General features: G+C 41.9%; 13 protein-coding genes. 5 read left to right on the top strand and 8 right to left on the bottom strand.

Annotated features, from left to right (window positions below):
- Positions 1-190: 190 nt before the first annotated feature.
- The 8 genes from fis to rsmD form a co-directional block, all read right to left on the bottom strand.
- Positions 191-481 carry a DNA-binding transcriptional regulator Fis gene (fis, locus tag A7968_RS04720; protein WP_002957804.1) on the bottom strand — a complete coding sequence of 97 codons (291 nt, stop codon included), beginning with the start codon at positions 479-481 and terminating at the stop codon, positions 191-193.
- Positions 482-501: 20 nt separating this feature from the next.
- Positions 502-1,473 (bottom strand): tRNA dihydrouridine synthase DusB, encoded by a 972-nt coding sequence (dusB, locus tag A7968_RS04725; protein WP_193330423.1) that lies wholly within the window; start codon positions 1,471-1,473, stop codon positions 502-504.
- Positions 1,474-1,755: 282 nt separating this feature from the next.
- On the bottom strand, positions 1,756-2,637 hold the full coding sequence (gene prmA / locus A7968_RS04730) for a 50S ribosomal protein L11 methyltransferase (protein WP_064665444.1): 882 nt from the start codon (positions 2,635-2,637) through the stop codon (positions 1,756-1,758).
- Positions 2,638-2,708: 71 nt separating this feature from the next.
- Positions 2,709-4,550 carry an RNA polymerase sigma factor RpoD gene (gene rpoD, locus A7968_RS04735; protein WP_064665445.1) on the bottom strand — a complete coding sequence of 614 codons (1,842 nt, stop codon included), beginning with the start codon at positions 4,548-4,550 and terminating at the stop codon, positions 2,709-2,711.
- A 124-nt stretch (positions 4,551-4,674) separates the two neighbouring features.
- A complete protein-coding gene (dnaG, locus tag A7968_RS04740) occupies positions 4,675-6,426 on the bottom strand; it encodes a DNA primase (RefSeq protein ID WP_064665903.1) in 1,752 nt (583 codons plus the stop codon).
- 163 nt (positions 6,427-6,589) lie between these two features.
- Positions 6,590-7,036, bottom strand: a complete 447-nt coding sequence (locus tag A7968_RS04745; protein ID WP_064665446.1) for a GatB/YqeY domain-containing protein — start codon at positions 7,034-7,036, stop codon at positions 6,590-6,592.
- Between the two features lie 20 nt (positions 7,037-7,056).
- Positions 7,057-7,272: a 30S ribosomal protein S21 gene (gene rpsU, locus A7968_RS04750; RefSeq protein ID WP_002957797.1), complete on the bottom strand. Its 216-nt coding sequence runs from the start codon at positions 7,270-7,272 to the stop codon at positions 7,057-7,059.
- Between the two features lie 163 nt (positions 7,273-7,435).
- Positions 7,436-8,035, bottom strand: a complete 600-nt coding sequence (rsmD, locus tag A7968_RS04755; RefSeq protein WP_064665447.1) for a 16S rRNA (guanine(966)-N(2))-methyltransferase RsmD — start codon at positions 8,033-8,035, stop codon at positions 7,436-7,438.
- Positions 8,036-8,247: 212 nt separating this feature from the next.
- On the opposite strand from rsmD, the gene ftsY reads away from it, so the two are divergent.
- The 5 genes from ftsY (at position 8,248) to A7968_RS04780 (ending at position 15,706) form a co-directional block, all read left to right on the top strand.
- Entirely contained in the window at positions 8,248-10,260 is a 2,013-nt protein-coding gene (gene ftsY, locus A7968_RS22840; RefSeq protein WP_084448036.1) for a signal recognition particle-docking protein FtsY, read from the top strand.
- Positions 10,261-10,306: 46 nt separating this feature from the next.
- The gene (gene ftsE, locus A7968_RS04765; RefSeq protein WP_064665448.1) at positions 10,307-10,984 is read left to right on the top strand and encodes a cell division ATP-binding protein FtsE; all 678 of its coding nucleotides are present in this window, start codon (positions 10,307-10,309) and stop codon (positions 10,982-10,984) included.
- Entirely contained in the window at positions 10,981-11,967 is a 987-nt protein-coding gene (gene ftsX, locus A7968_RS04770) for a permease-like cell division protein FtsX (RefSeq protein WP_064665449.1), read from the top strand. The genes ftsE and ftsX overlap by 4 nt, the downstream gene beginning before the upstream one ends.
- A gap of 224 nt (positions 11,968-12,191) precedes the next feature.
- Positions 12,192-13,055: an RNA polymerase sigma factor RpoH gene (gene rpoH / locus A7968_RS04775; protein ID WP_064665450.1), complete on the top strand. Its 864-nt coding sequence runs from the start codon at positions 12,192-12,194 to the stop codon at positions 13,053-13,055.
- Positions 13,056-13,834: 779 nt separating this feature from the next.
- On the top strand, positions 13,835-15,706 hold the full coding sequence (locus A7968_RS04780) for a methyl-accepting chemotaxis protein (RefSeq protein ID WP_064665451.1): 1,872 nt from the start codon (positions 13,835-13,837) through the stop codon (positions 15,704-15,706).
- The last annotated feature ends 103 nt before the right edge of the window (positions 15,707-15,809 follow it).

Here is a 15,809-nt window from a genome sequence, read left to right on the forward strand (position 1 = left end):
TGTAGTTTGATTACCTCAGTGTTTGAGCTAGCTTAGAAAGGCGCTATTTTAACTGAATATCGCTTAAAAAACGATGTTTAAAGGGTGAGGATTTTGCAATTAGGTGCTTTTTTGAGGATTATTAAAGATATAAAAAAAGCACCCGAAGGTGCTTTTTCAAACGAATGTTGTGATAAATCACAACATCGTATTAGTTCATGCCGTATTTCTTTAGTTTCTTACGTAAAGTACCGCGGTTGATACCTAGTAAGATTGCCGCACGTGTTTGGTTACCACGTGTGTAAGTCATTACTTCTTCAAGTAATGGTGCTTCTAGCTCTGAAAGAACAAGGTCGTAAACGTCTTGCACATCTTGACCGTTAAGCTGTTTTAAATAGTGATGAACAGCTTTCTTCACTGCATCGCGTAATGGCTGCGGTTTCTCGTGTGACTGAACATGAGGGTTAGTGATAAATGGAGAAGTCACGTTTTGTTCGAACATTGTTTATATCTCTTTCTTTCTTAGTTAGCTGCTAGTGTTTTAAAGTATTGCTCTAATGTCTCGATTTGTGCCTGTGGATTATCGAGAGCATTAAATACTCGCCTAAACTGACCGTCACTGTCATGGGTTTGCAAATACCAAGATACATGTTTGCGAGCGATACGCGCTCCCATTGGTTCGCCGTAAAACGCATGAAGGTTCACTAAGTGTTCCATCAAAATACCGCGTACTTCCTCAATAGGAGGCACAGGTAAATGTTCACCGGTTCGCAAATAGTGGTCTATCTCCCTAAAAATCCAAGGGCGACCTTGGGCGGCTCGACCAATCATAATGGCATCTGCACCCGTATAGTCCAAAACCTGTTTTGCTTTTTCAGCAGATGTAATATCGCCATTTGCAACGACAGGTATCGACACTGAACGTTTAATATCCCTAATAGTGGCGTATTCAGCTTCACCTTTGTACATACATGCGCGTGTACGCCCATGTACGGCCAATGAAGCTATGCCATAACGTTCAGCTATTCTCGCAATCTCAACACCGTTACGGTTGTCCTGATCCCATCCAGTACGGATTTTCAGTGTTACAGGTACATCAACAGCGCTAACCACTGCGTCAATAATCTCTTCCACTAAATCAGGAAACTGTAATAGGGCTGAGCCTGCGAGTTTCTTGTTCACTTTCTTAGCTGGGCACCCCATATTAATATCTATGATTTGTGCACCATTAGTTACATTGAATTGTGCAGCCTGAGCCATAAGCTCAGGATCAGCTCCTGCGATTTGCACCGCGCGTATTCCCGATTCACCACTATGATCCATACGGTTCATCGATTTCTCGGTTTTCCATACCAAAGGATTCGACGAGAGCATTTCAGACACGGCAAGCCCCGCACCTAAGCGGCGACAAAGTTGTCTAAATGGTCTATCAGTAATTCCCGCCATTGGCGCTACAATTACATTGTTCTCTAATTGGTATGTTCCGATACGCACTGTATTCAATAGGCCTCTTTTCAAGGGGCGCTAAGTTTACGGTTTTTTTTGCAAAAATCAAAGGCTATAAATTGAACAAAAGTGACTTTTTTTTGACTTTTGCGTATTGACATTTGATAACAGTTTGACGAAAGGCTTTATTTGTCTGAATTTTATACAGAGCTAATTTTCGTCAAGAAAATCATTCTGCATAACAGTGTGTAAATAATAGGTAAAGCCTGTTAATGGCAGGCTTTACCTAACGATTTTGAGTTAATACTCTAAATCACTAAAGTGTGCCGATTATGCGTTTTTAACACCGCTTACGCGAGTCCATTCACCTTCAACAGCTATCTCATCTAAGGCTAAAAATGGCGCATAAACATCGGCAACTGACTGTGCTTGCTCTTCTAAAATACCTGACATGGCAATTTTACCACCAGGTTTTAGCAAGCCTAATATCACACTGTGTAATTCACGTAGCGGCGCCGCTAAAATATTGGCAACCACGATATCAGCAGTAAACTCTGGCTGATTTTCTGGCAGGTATACTTCTAGCTTATCGGCAACGCCATTACGCTGTGCGTTATCAAGGCTGGCTTCAAGGGCTTGAGGGTCGATATCTATACCGATCATGCGCTCAGCACCGAGCTTGATAGCTGCAATGCCTAAAATGCCTGAGCCACAACCAAAGTCGACCACAGTTTTACCGGTTAAGTCTTGGCTTTCCAGCCACTTTAAACACAGTGCCGTGGTGGCATGAGTACCAGTACCAAACGCAAGGCCGGGATCGAGCAATACATTGACTGCATCAGGATCAGGAATATCGCGCCAGCTTGGACAAATCCACAGTTTTTCACCAAACTGTATAGGGTGGAAGTTATCCATCCATTCACGTTCCCAGTCTTTATCTTCAAGCTGTTCTATTTTGTACACTAAGGTATCTTTTAGCTCGTCATGGCGCTTTAATAAAGCAACGACTGCATTCATATCGTGGTTAGCTTCGAATAGACCAATCACTGTAGTATCAGCCCAAAACACCACAGTGCCGATTTTTGGTTCGTAAATAGGGGTGTCTTTAGCATCAATAAAGGTAACAGACGCACTGCCTGCCTCCATTAATAAGTCACTTACTGCATCAGCGGTTGCTGCGTTGGCATTGATACGGATTTGGATCCAAGCCATGATTATTTCCTTGAAATAGAAAAAAGGCCGCTACAGCGGCCTTTTAGGTTATTACATGTATTAGTTGCTAATTACTTAGCATCTAAGAAGCTTTTTAGTAAGTCTGAACGTGAAGGGTGGCGTAACTTACGCAGTGCCTTCGCTTCGATTTGACGAATACGCTCACGCGTTACGTCAAACTGCTTACCTACTTCTTCTAGGGTATGGTCGGTATTCATATCGATACCAAAACGCATACGTAATACTTTAGCTTCACGGGCTGTTAAGCCAGCAAGCACATCGTTGGTAGCGCCACGAAGAGATTCCATTGTTGCCGAGTCGATTGGCGAATCAATAGTGGTATCTTCGATAAAGTCACCTAAATGCGAATCTTCATCATCACCGATTGGCGTTTCCATTGAAATTGGCTCTTTAGCAATCTTAAGTACCTTACGGATTTTATCCTCAGGCATCATCATGCGCTCTGCTAATTCTTCTGGATTTGGCTCACGACCCATTTCTTGCAGCATTTGACGCGAAATACGATTAAGTTTGTTAATCGTTTCAATCATATGCACCGGAATACGGATTGTACGCGCTTGGTCGGCGATAGAGCGGGTGATTGCTTGACGGATCCACCACGTAGCATAAGTTGAGAACTTATAACCACGGCGATATTCAAACTTATCAACAGCTTTCATCAAACCAATGTTACCTTCTTGGATCAAGTCCAAGAATTGTAAACCACGGTTGGTATATTTTTTAGCAATTGAGATCACAAGACGTAAGTTAGCTTCAACCATTTCTTTTTTCGCACGGCGCGCTTTTGCTTCACCAATGCTCATACGACGGTTGATGTCTTTAATACGCTCAATGCTTAAACCTGTGCTTTCTTCAATAACACGTAGTTTATTGATACAACGAATGATCTCTGGTTTGATTTCGTCTAATTTTGCTGAGTATTTTTCATTCGCAGCAATTTCATGGTCAATCCATGCGGTATCTGTTTCGTTGTTAGCAAAATGCTTAACAAAGGTTTTCTTTGGTAATTTTGCAATTTGTACAGCTTGCTTCATGACGATACGTTCTTGAACACGAACTCTATCCATCATTTCGCGCATGTTATTAACCATGCGGTCAAACTGTTTTGGCACTAATTTAAAGGTTCTGAACAGTTCACCAATTTCAAAAATCGCTGCTTGCGACTCAGGGTGTGAACGGCCTTTACTTTCAAATGTATCGCGTGCTTTATTATAAAGATCACGAAGATTTTCAAAGTGAACACGCGCCTCTTCAGGATCTGGGCCAGTATCTACTTCTTCTTCATCTTCATCATCGCTATCTGCATCATCGTCGTCTTCATCATCAAGCTCTTTTTCGCTTAATTCAGAGCCAATGTGCGTAGCTGAAATTGGGGCTTCATCTGCATTAGGATCAAAGAAACCAGAAATAATGTCGCTTAAGCGCATCTCATCTGCTTCAAATTTATCCCATTGCTCTAGCAGGTATGTAATTGCTTCAGGGTATTCAGCAACCGAGATTTGTACTTGGTTGATGCCTTCTTCAATACGCTTAGCGATAACGATTTCGCCTTCACGGGTAAGCAGTTCAACAGTACCCATTTCACGCATATACATACGAACCGGATCAGTAGTACGGCCGATTTCTTTATCTACAGTAGCAAGCGCAGCGGCTGCAGCTTCTGCTGCGTCTTCATCTGTTGTCGTTTCTTGCATCATCAATTCATCGGCATCAGGCGCATTTTCGCTAACCTTGATACCCATATCATTGATCATACTAATGATATCTTCTACTTGATCTGAATCGATAATATCTTGTGGAAGGTGATCATTAACTTCTGCAAAAGTTAAGTAACCTTGCTCTTTACCTTTTTGAATCAGAAGTTTTAATTGTGACTGAGGAGTTGGATCCATAGAGATTGTTTCTTCCACTCTGATAAGTTGATACAACAGGCGCCAGCTTGCTTATCTATTAAGCCAAGCTAAGTATTATTTGACGCAGTGAATAGCACAGTATAACAGCATAAATCGTTTTTGACTAGTTGTTAGTGCCTTTTAAAGCTTGCGTTAATAGGTGACATTCGAGTCGTTCTTCACTATTTAAGCCTTGTGTCTTGTCTTTTATTAATAGGGTCTCGAGTCGATAATTTAAACACTGATCTTCAATAAATTTGAAAGTATTTTTAAATTCGGCTTCTAAACGGTCGTCGCCAATCTCATGTCGCCAAGTTGCGAGTTTAATGAGCGCCTCATACTCGGGCGTTTCACGAAACGATTCAAGTAACTGCGCGGTGGTGATCGGCGATTTTTGTAATGCGTAATGCTGTAAACGAATGAGTAACTCAATCCCTGCAATATTCATCTGTGCTAAATCAGGCAAATAAGGCACAGCATGTGCTAAATTTGGGTGCTGAATGAGCAAACCAATAGCGCGGCGCATTGGCGTTATTTTAAATTTACGCTCAATAGAGTGTTGTTGCTTCGGCGTTTTTAGGCGGTTATTGAGTTGCTCTTTAGTGCGGCCAATTAAACGTCCTAAATGCTCTAACAGATTCTCTTGATAAAACTCGCTGGGGATTTTTTCAACCAACGGCAATACCGCACTGAGTAACTTGGCTTTTCCTGCATCAGTGGTTAAATCAATTTCTTGGCTAAGTTTATTGAACAGCACTTTGGTAAAGTCATCGGCGGAAGCTAAGCGTTGTTCAAAGGCCTCTTTGCCTTCTTTTTGCACTAGCGAATCAGGGTCTTCACCATCAGGTAAAAACACAAATTGTAACGCTTTGCCGTCATTTAAGTAAGGTAGGGCATTTTCAAGTGCACGCCATGCGGCATCACGACCAGCACGATCGCCATCGTAACAGCAAATAACGCGGTCTGTGGTTCTAAACAGAGTATGCATATGTTCAGCTGTGGTGGCGGTACCAAGTGCTGCTACTGCGTATTCAATACCTTGCTCGCTGAGTGCCACAACATCCATATAGCCTTCAACGATGAGTACATGGTCGAGCTTTTTATGCGCTTGTTTTGCTTCATATAAGCCATATAGTTCAAAGCCTTTATGAAATATACGGGTTTCTGGCGAGTTTAAGTATTTAGGCCCTTGATCCGCTTGCATCACGCGGCCACCAAAGGCAATCACACGGCCACGTTTATCGCGAATAGGGAACATTAAGCGATCACGGAAAAAGTCAAACTGGCGGCCAGGCGTTTTCTCTGAGGCCAATTTAAGCTCAACAAGCTGCTCTTTTTGTTCTTTATTACGGCCAAGCTGTTGGCACAGGCCTTCCCATTCACTGGGGGCATAGCCGATCATAAACTTTTTAACCGTTTCACCACTTAGGCCACGGCCTTTTACATAGTCGATTACGGTTGCTGAGTTTGCATGGTGCTTTAATTGATGTTGGTAAAATCGCGCACTGTGCAGCATTAAATCGTAATCAGAACGTTTTTGTTCAGCGGTACGCTCGGGACCATTGCTGCTACCTTGCTCTCTAGGTACATCTAAATTGAGAATACTGGCAAGTTCTTCAATGGCATCAACAAACTCTAGTTTATCGTATTCCATAACAAATGAAATTGCATTGCCGTTGGCGCCACAGCCAAAGCAATGGTAAAACTGTTTGTCTTGTGAAACGGTAAATGATGGCGATTTTTCATTGTGAAAAGGGCAGCAGGCTTGGTAATCTTTGCCCGCTTTTTTTAAGCCAACTTTGGAGTCAATTAGCTCAACAATATCGGTTCTGGCAAGTAAGTCATCTATAAAATTACGTGGGATCTTTCCAGCCATTAGTAAAATGTAGTCCTGAGATAAATAGAAAAAAGGTGAACGAACTAGCTTTAGTTCTACAAATTTAGATTTGAACACAAATGCTATTTTTATTAAAGCTAAAAACGAAGAAACCGAGCGCATGGCTCGGTTTGCTTAAATCATACATCTGTATGTGGGAGTATTAGGCAGTTAATCGTTGCTTAATTAAACCTGAAATCTTACCTAAATCGGCGCGACCTTCAGCTTTGCTTTTGATTATACCCATTACTTTACCCATGTCTTGCATACCTGCTGCGTTTGTATCAGCAATAGCCGCATCAATGAGAGCTATGATTTCATCTTCGCTCAATTGTTGAGGTAAGAATTCTTCAAGAGCTGCTATTTCATTGGCTTCAACTTCGGCTAAATCTTCACGTCCAGCATCAGTATACTGAGTGTAAGAGTCACGGCGTTGTTTAACAAGCTTCACTAATACTGCGGTAATACCGTCATCATCAAGTGTTATTTGCTCGTCAATCTCACGCTGCTTGATTGCAGCAAGCACCATACGAATTGGGTTAAGACGTTGTTTGTCTTTCGCTCGCATCGCATCTTTTTGCGCATCTTTTAGCTTTATTAAAAGGCTCATTTATACAAGACCAATACTGATCAATATAATTTAACGCGACGTGCGTTATCGCGAGAAAGCTTCTTCATGTGACGCTTAACCGCTGCAGCTTTTTTACGCTTACGCTCAGCTGTTGGCTTTTCATAGTGCTCGCGACGACGAACTTCTGAAAGGATACCTGCTTTTTCACATGAACGCTTGAAGCGACGAAGTGCTACGTCAAACGGTTCGTTCTCTCTTACTTTAATTACTGGCATTAAAAATTCACCTACCTAAATAATGAGCGTTGCTCAAGTTGATCAAACAATGATCAAGTGGTTCAAAAATGGTGCAGTATTGTAATCCGAAGCCACACCACATGTAAAGGATAAATATAGTCTGTTCCAATAGGAAACCGAAAATATTTGTATGTTACTAATTTTACTGTAATTCATAGAGGCGGGACAATACCTGTCCAGCCGCTTTCTCTTTTAATAACAGCCAATTGCTAGGCGTTTGCAATGGCTGCATGTCGCTTTCTACTTCAACATAAATCAGGGCATTTTTATCTAACCAAGCATTTTGAGTGAGTAAATCACAGCATTGTTGGGCTAAACCTTGGCGAAATGGCGGGTCAATAAACACTAGATTATACTGCTGTTGTTGCGGGTTTTTGCTTAAATGCAGCAAACTATCAGTACAAACAACTTCAGCATTAGTGAGTTTTAACGTATCTATATTGGTTTTTAATTGTGATGCTGCGAGTTTATCCATCTCTAAAAAACAGGCTGAGTGAGCAAATCGCGAGAGTGCTTCAAAGCCTAATCCGCCAGAGCCTGCAAAACAATCGAGCACTTTAGCATCGCGGGTATCCTGCATTAACCAGTTAAATACCGTTTCTTTTATGCGGTCTGTGGTTGGGCGTAGGCCTTGCACATCTTTTACAGGTAATTTACGGCCACGAAATTGTCCGCTAATGATCCTAATAACACCATCACTGGCTTTATTACTCATTTGTTTTTGTGGTGATTTATTTCTCATTTAGCTCACTAAAAAATGGTATCTAGAGTCTAGCTCAGATAATATTGCACTCATATAGCAGCGTGTCATTTTTCAACTGCACTAAAAGTGTTACTATGAGCGTCTTAGACAATATATTGTGATTATGAGCGGCTTGGCTTTAATGCAAAGCAGCGAATTCACAAATTATTACCGTTAGTTTATCAGATTTTTATAAGTGGTTATTAGCAAGTATGGCAAAAAAAAGTAAATTCCTGTCTTGGTTCGGCTTTGGTAAGTCAGATAAAAATCAACAAACAGAGCAAAACACCCAAGAGCTCAATAACCAACAAGCAGAAGCTGAGCGTTTAGAGCAAGAGCGCATTGCGGCAGAAAAAGCAGAAGCTGAGCGTGTAGAGCAAGAGCGAATTGCTGCCGAAAAAGCAGAAGCCGAGCATGCAGAGCAACAGCGTATTGCTGCAGAAAAAGCAGAAGCCGAGCATGCAGAGCAACAGCGCATTGCTGCAGAAAAGGCTGAAGCTGAGCGTGTAGAGCAACAGCGTATTGCTGCAGAAAAAGCAGAAGCCGAGCATGCAGAGCAACAGCGCATTGCCGCAGAAAAGGCAGAAGCTGAGCGTTTAGAGCAACAGCGCATTGCCGCAGAAAAAGCAGAAGCTGAGCGTGTAGAGCAACAGCGCATTGCTGCAGAAAAGGCAGAAGCAGAGCGTGTAGCGATTGCAAATGCTGAGTTAGCTGCGGCCGAAAAAGCAGAGCAGCAACGACGCGATGAAGCCGCTCGATTAGCTCAGCAACAAGAGGCAATGCAACTAGAACAAGAGCGACAAGCTGCCGAGCAAGCGCAACGTGAAGCCGAACGTATTGCCGCAGAAAAAGCAGAAGCTGAGCGTGTAGAGCAACAGCGTATTGCTGCAGAGCAGGCCGAAGCTGAGCGTGTAGAACAACAGCGTATTGCTGCAGAAAAGGCAGAAGCTGAGCGTGTAGAGCAACAGCGCATTGCTGCAGAAAAGGCTGAAGCTGAGCGTGTAGAGCAACAGCGCATTGCTGCTGAAAAGGCAGAAGCTGAGCGTGTAGAGCAACAGCGCATTGCTGCAGAACAGGCGGAAGCAGAACGTGTAGAGCAACAGCGTATTGCCGCAGAAAAAGCCGAAGCAGAACGTGCAGAGCAACAGCGCATTGCTGCTGAAAAGGCAGAAGCTGAGCGTGTAGAGCAGGAGCGCATTGCCGCAGAAGAGGCGGAAGCTGAACGTGTAGAGCAAGAGCGGCTAACAGCAGAGCTGGCTGCTGAGGAAGCTAAAACAGCTGAAAAACCTAAAAAAGAAGGGTTCTTTGCGCGTCTTAAAAAAGGTTTATTAAAAACCAAAGTAAATTTAGGTTCTGGCTTTGCATCGATTTTCACAGGTAAGAAAATTGATGATGAATTATTTGAAGATCTTGAAACTCAGCTACTAACAGCGGATCTGGGGGTTGATACCACCATGAAGCTGATTGATCGTCTAACTGATGCTGCCAATCGCAAGCAATTAAAAGATGGTGATGCGCTGTATGAGCTAATGAAGCAAGAAATGGCAACTATGCTTAAAACAGCCGAGCAACCGTTAGAAATTACTGCTGATAAAAAACCATTTGTTATTTTAATGGTAGGTGTTAACGGAGTTGGTAAAACAACAACGATTGGTAAACTTGCTAAGCAATTTCAAGATCAAGGTAAATCAGTTATGTTAGCGGCGGGTGATACTTTCCGCGCGGCAGCTGTTGAGCAATTACAAGTGTGGGGTGAGCGCAATAAAATTCCAGTGATTGCACAGCATACCGGTGCTGATAGTGCCTCTGTAGTATTTGACGCATTTCAAGCAGCAAAAGCACGCAATGTTGATGTGTTAATTGCTGATACAGCTGGACGCTTGCAAAATAAAGATAACCTAATGCAAGAGCTTGAAAAAATAGCTCGCGTGATGAAAAAAATTGATGCCGATGCGCCACACGAAGTGATGCTAACGATTGACGCTGGCACAGGTCAAAATGCTATTAGCCAAGTTAACTTATTCAACCAATGTGTAGGCCTTACCGGGATCACTTTGTCTAAGTTAGATGGTACTGCAAAAGGTGGGGTTATCTTTGCTGTGGCCGATAAGTTTAATATTCCGATCCGCTATATTGGTGTTGGCGAAGGCATTGAAGATTTACGCGCATTTAATAGTAATGACTTTATCGATGCGCTATTTAGCCAAGATGAGGACGAAGCATAAATTTAAAAAAGGAGCTTAGGCTCCTTTTTTAGCTGGAGGGATAAAAATGATAAATTTTCAGCAAGTCAGTAAAACATATCCCGGTGGTCATCGAGCGCTGGAAAAAGTTAATTTTCATGTTAAACCAGGCGAACTCGCTTTTTTAACCGGTCACAGTGGTGCAGGTAAAAGTACCTTGCTTAAATTGATCAGCTTAATGGAACGCCCATCTGCGGGACACGTTTTTATTAATGGTGTTGATTTAAATGCAGTCAAATCGCGACAAATACCGTACGTTCGTCGTGATATTGGGATTATCTTCCAGAACCACCGCTTATTAGAACGTCACACAATTTTTGATAATGTTGCTTTGCCATTGATTATTGAGGGCACACATCATAAACAAATTGAAAAGCGTGTTCATGGTGCACTGGATAAAGTTGGTTTGTTAGACAAAGTGAAATGCCACCCATCAACACTTTCTGGTGGTGAACAGCAGCGTGTGGGGATTGCTCGGGCAATCGTTAATTCACCGCCTTTATTACTTGCTGATGAACCAACAGGTAACTTAGATCCTGAACTTTCGATGGACATCTTGCGGTTGTTTGAAGAATTTAACAATCATGGCACCACTGTGCTTATTGCTACCCATGATTTAGGACTGATCTCACGGATGAAATACCGCAGCTTAACGTTAAAAGATGGCCGCATGAGCCAAGATCCATTGGCAGAGGCAACACTATGAGCTTGTTATTTAAAGGCCGAAAAAGCCAAAATGAGCGCGTTAAAAAATCGCTGTTTGCAGCTTGTTATTTTTTTGTACTGAATATCTTTCGTCAAGGAATACATAGTTTAGGTGAAATGTGGCGTACACCCATGGCATCAATGATGACTATTGCAGTATTAGGGCTGAGTTTAACCTTGCCAGCAACATTGTACTTAGTGGTTAAAAACGTGCAGCAAGTAAGTAGCGGCTTTGAAGAAGCGGCAGAAATATCATTATTTGTTAAAGAGTCTATGAGTGAGCAAGAAACGCAAACCTTGGTAAAACGTTTAGCGCTGTATCCCGAAATAGACAACGTCAGCTTTATTTCTAAACAAAATGCGCTCACTGAATTTAAAGAAGTATCAGGGTTTGGCCAAGCACTTGAATATTTGGATAGCAATCCTCTGCCAGATGTTGTTATCGTCACGCCGACTTCTCGCCATCGTCAACCAAACGCCGCGCAAGCATTATTAAAAAAGCTTGAAGCAGAGCGTGAAGTCGATTTTGGTAAGTTAGACATTGCCTGGCTCGAGCGCCTAAACGCATTGTTAAGTTTGCTAAAAGAAAGCGTCATCACCATTGCGTTGCTATTACTAACGTCAGTTACATTGATCATCGGCAACACCATTCGCTTATCAATTATGGATAAGAAAGAAGAGATCCAAGTGATGAAATTAGTTGGCGCAACCAATACCTTTATTCACGCGCCCTTTTTATGGACTGGGATTTGGTATGGCATTGTTGGTGGTTTGTTTGCATTTATATGCGTTGCTTTAATGATGTGGTGGCTTGGCTCTGCGGTATCAGAAGTGGCAGGCGTGTATCAAACGAGCTTTAACTTAATTGGTTTAAGTATAACTGAGTTTGGTGCTTTGGTATTGCTGGCAACCAGCTTAGGATTTATAGGCTCTTATTTATCGGTTAATCGTTACATTAAAGAAATCGAACCCGATAAAGTGTAACAATAGTTGTTTATAATCATTGATTAAGTTGGTTGTGGTGAAGAGCTTTACCATAACCAACTAAGCGCAAAGCTAGAATTCATCGCTTATTCAGGCGTTTAAAGTAGAATAAAAAAACACTAAAAAACCACTTGCTTCAATCTAAAAAAAGTTTTAAATTGAAGTTAGCACTCTAAGTAAAAGAGTGCTAAGATGGTTTCAAATGTTTATCACCGAGGTGAAAAATGAGTAAAGATTTATACGCAATGGCACTCACAGTTGGACAGCAAAGCGCAAGTATGGACGGCTACCTTCAAGCGGTAAGCACGATACCTATGCTAGGTGCTGAGCAAGAAAAAGAGTTGGCGACTCGCTTACAGGAAGATGGCGATCTTAACGCTGCAAAGCAACTCATCATGTCTCACCTTCGGTTTGTTGCACATATAGCTAAAGGCTATTCAGGCTACGGCTTACCACAAGCTGATTTGATCCAAGAAGGCAATATCGGCCTGATGAAAGCTGTAAAACGTTTCGACCCATCAGTGGGTGTACGTCTGGTTTCATTTGCAGTGCATTGGATAAAAGCTGAAATACACGAATTCGTACTGAAAAACTGGCGTATCGTAAAAGTTGCGACCACTAAAGCGCAACGTAAATTGTTCTTCAATCTTCGTAAGAACAAAAAACGTTTAGGTTGGTTTAACCAAGCTGAAGTTGCCACTGTAGCGAATGAGCTAGGTGTAAGTGAAAAAGAAGTACGTGAAATGGAATCGCGCATGAGCGGCCAAGACATGGGCTTTGATTTAACCGGTGACGATAGCGATGACGCACCAACCAGCACTTATTCACCTGTGCAATACTTAACTGATGGCAGTAATGATTTAGCTGAAGAAGTTGAACAGCAACAGTATCAAGAGCAATCTCATACCCGTTTATTTAGTGCGTTAAAAACCCTAGATGAACGTTCACAAGACATTGTTAGCGCTCGTTGGTTATCTGATGACAAAGCAACGCTGCAAGAACTGGCTGAAAAATACAGTGTATCTGCAGAGCGTGTTCGTCAGCTTGAAAAAACAGCGATGAAAAAACTACAAGCTGCAATGAGCTAATTACAGCTTTGCAAAATGCCTAAAAGCCCTGCATGAAAATGCGGGGCTTTTGCCTTTAGGAATGTTGTAAGTTATAAGCCATAAGCCATAAGCCATAAGCTTTAAGTCATAAGCTTTAAGTCATAACTGGCAAACGCGGCCAACTCTATTTTCATTGCCTACTTACAAAATTTTATACAAAAAGAGCTTTAAGTGAATTATTCACAAAGAGGTTTAGAGGCGCTGCGCTTTAGAGATTAACAAAGCATTTTTCTGGTTAGTGCCAAATAGAAAGTGGCACAAGGCAAGACAACCCACCTACTTTGATACCAGTATTGCAAGTGCTGAGGTTGATGGAAAAACGTTACTACTAAAAACTCATGGAGAAGATAAACAGTTGACTAGAAAAATCCTGTTAAACCCTTTCACAGAGGATGATCAGAACAGCAGATCTATAATATCGGTTTCATCCAGAGCGACGGTTTCTTAATCACGGTTTATCATTTTTTTTAATGTAGTGATCAGGAAATACAATTATTTTAAATAAAAATATACATGCAGTATTTATACAGCGCTATTTATTTACACTCGTTAAGTTTTTATTTTAAGTTTTACATTTTATCGTTGTCACTTCTTTTTATATTACCCCTAATTCTTTGATTTTAATTTATTTTTCAAATCTTGTATGCGAAAATAAAACAAGGTTGAGATCACTTCTCAATTCATACTCTAAATTAAGCTAACCCCAAGCTGTATTTATCTTCGTTTCTATTTAATTAAAATCAGTATTAGCACTCAATATGAACTCATATTCACTCAAGAAAAAAATATTATTATCGGTTGTTCTCGCGCTGACAATCGTGGTTGTCTTATTGTCATGGTATAGCTACTCCACACAAAAAGCATTATTGTTAAAAAGTAGCGTTGCTAGTGTAAGTCAATCGGGTAAGCAACAAGCGGAACGCATTGCAGGGTGGCTTGCCGATCGTCAGCGAGTTATTACTTCTGTTGCAGCTAAGATTGAAGAAAATACCCTTTATGGATTACAGCAAGCGCAGCGCTCTGGCGATTTTCAGTTAACTTATTATGGCAACAATGATGGCGTAATGGTTGACTCGAATCCGAGAATTGACCGTTCAGGGTATGACCCACGCACTAGGCCTTGGTTTCAACAATCACAACAAACTCGTGAAAGTATTATTACCAAGCCTTATTTAGATGTCGCGTTTAACTTATTAGTGGTAACGATTGCTCAATCTACCCGAGACGGTGTGGTTGGCGGTGATGTATCAATAGCGAGTATTGTTGATAGCGTGAGTAACATGTCATTACCTGCAAATGGCTATGCGATCATGATGCATAATGATGGCACAGTGATTGCCTACCGTGATGCAAATAAATTAATGGGTAAAATAACTAATATTGAGGCCAAATTAGATAACCGCCTTATTCAATTAAATGAGCAAACAGGCCAGCTCACGCCGGTGTATTTTTCAGGCGAAGATCGTGACAAACTATTGTGGAGTGAAAAAATACCTAGTACCGATTGGCAACTTGTTTTTGTACTCGACAAACAAACCCTAGAAGCGCCACTGTTGAGCCTAATGGTCACGCAGTTAGGATTAGCGACCTTAGCACTAATTATTAGTGTATTGGCTATTTCGTGGCTATTAGGGTTGTTACTTGAACCGCTAAGTCGTGTATCGCAAGCCTTATCACGCATAGCACAAGGCAATGGTGATTTAACCCAGCGTATTAATGTCGATAGCAAAGATGAAGTGGGAGCATTAGCAGATAGCTTTAACTCCTTTGTGGGGAGCCAACATCAGCTAATTAGTCATATTCGACAACTCGCGATTGACTTAGATTTAGACGCAGAAAAAAGCTTACTGACAAATCACTCGAGCGTTAATGAATTACAGCGTCAGCAACAAGAAGTTACTATGGTTGCAACCGCGGTCACAGAAATGTCCAGTGCCACCCATGAGATTGCAGCAAATGCAGAAAATACCGCTGCCGCATCACAGCAATCGGCGCAAAGCAGCATTCAGGGTAAAAGCTTGGTCGATAAAACCAGAACCACGATTAACTCTTTAGCCTTTGAAATAGATGAAACTACCGTGGTGATCAGTGAGCTGAGCCTGCATGCACAAGCAATTTCAAGCATTTTAACCACGATTCAAGAGATTGCAGAGCAAACGAATTTACTGGCATTGAATGCTGCAATCGAAGCTGCACGTGCCGGTGAACAAGGCCGTGGTTTTGCCGTTGTCGCCGATGAAGTGCGGGTGTTATCGCATCGTACGCAAAACTCTACCGCAGAGATTTATACCACGATTGAAACGTTGCAAAATACCACTAAAAAAGCGGTTAGCTTGATGGACAGTAGTAAAGGGCTAGCTAACAACAGCGTTAACGACGTCAATGCAGCAGCAAAAGCGTTAGAGGAAATTACCCTAGCAGTGAATGAGATTTCCGACATGGCAGGGCAAATTGCCGTCGCAGCCGAGGAGCAAACACAGGTAACAAACGAGATAACCCGAAATACGGTCGCAATTAAAGATGTCACTGATGAAATCACCTCATCAGCAATGACCCACTTAAGCCAAGCAAAAACACTTAAAGACCGCGCAACTGATCTAAATGAAAAAGTCGCCACCTTTATCCTCTAGCTTTAAGTAAATTATTCACAAAGAGATTTAGAGGCGCTGCGCTTTAGAGTTATCAACGTAGGTTGGTTTGAGCGCAGCGAAACCCAACGAAAAAATACCCAAT

Source organism: Pseudoalteromonas prydzensis (assembly GCF_001661495.1).
In the GTDB taxonomy this organism is placed as follows: domain Bacteria; phylum Pseudomonadota; class Gammaproteobacteria; order Enterobacterales; family Alteromonadaceae; genus Pseudoalteromonas; species Pseudoalteromonas prydzensis.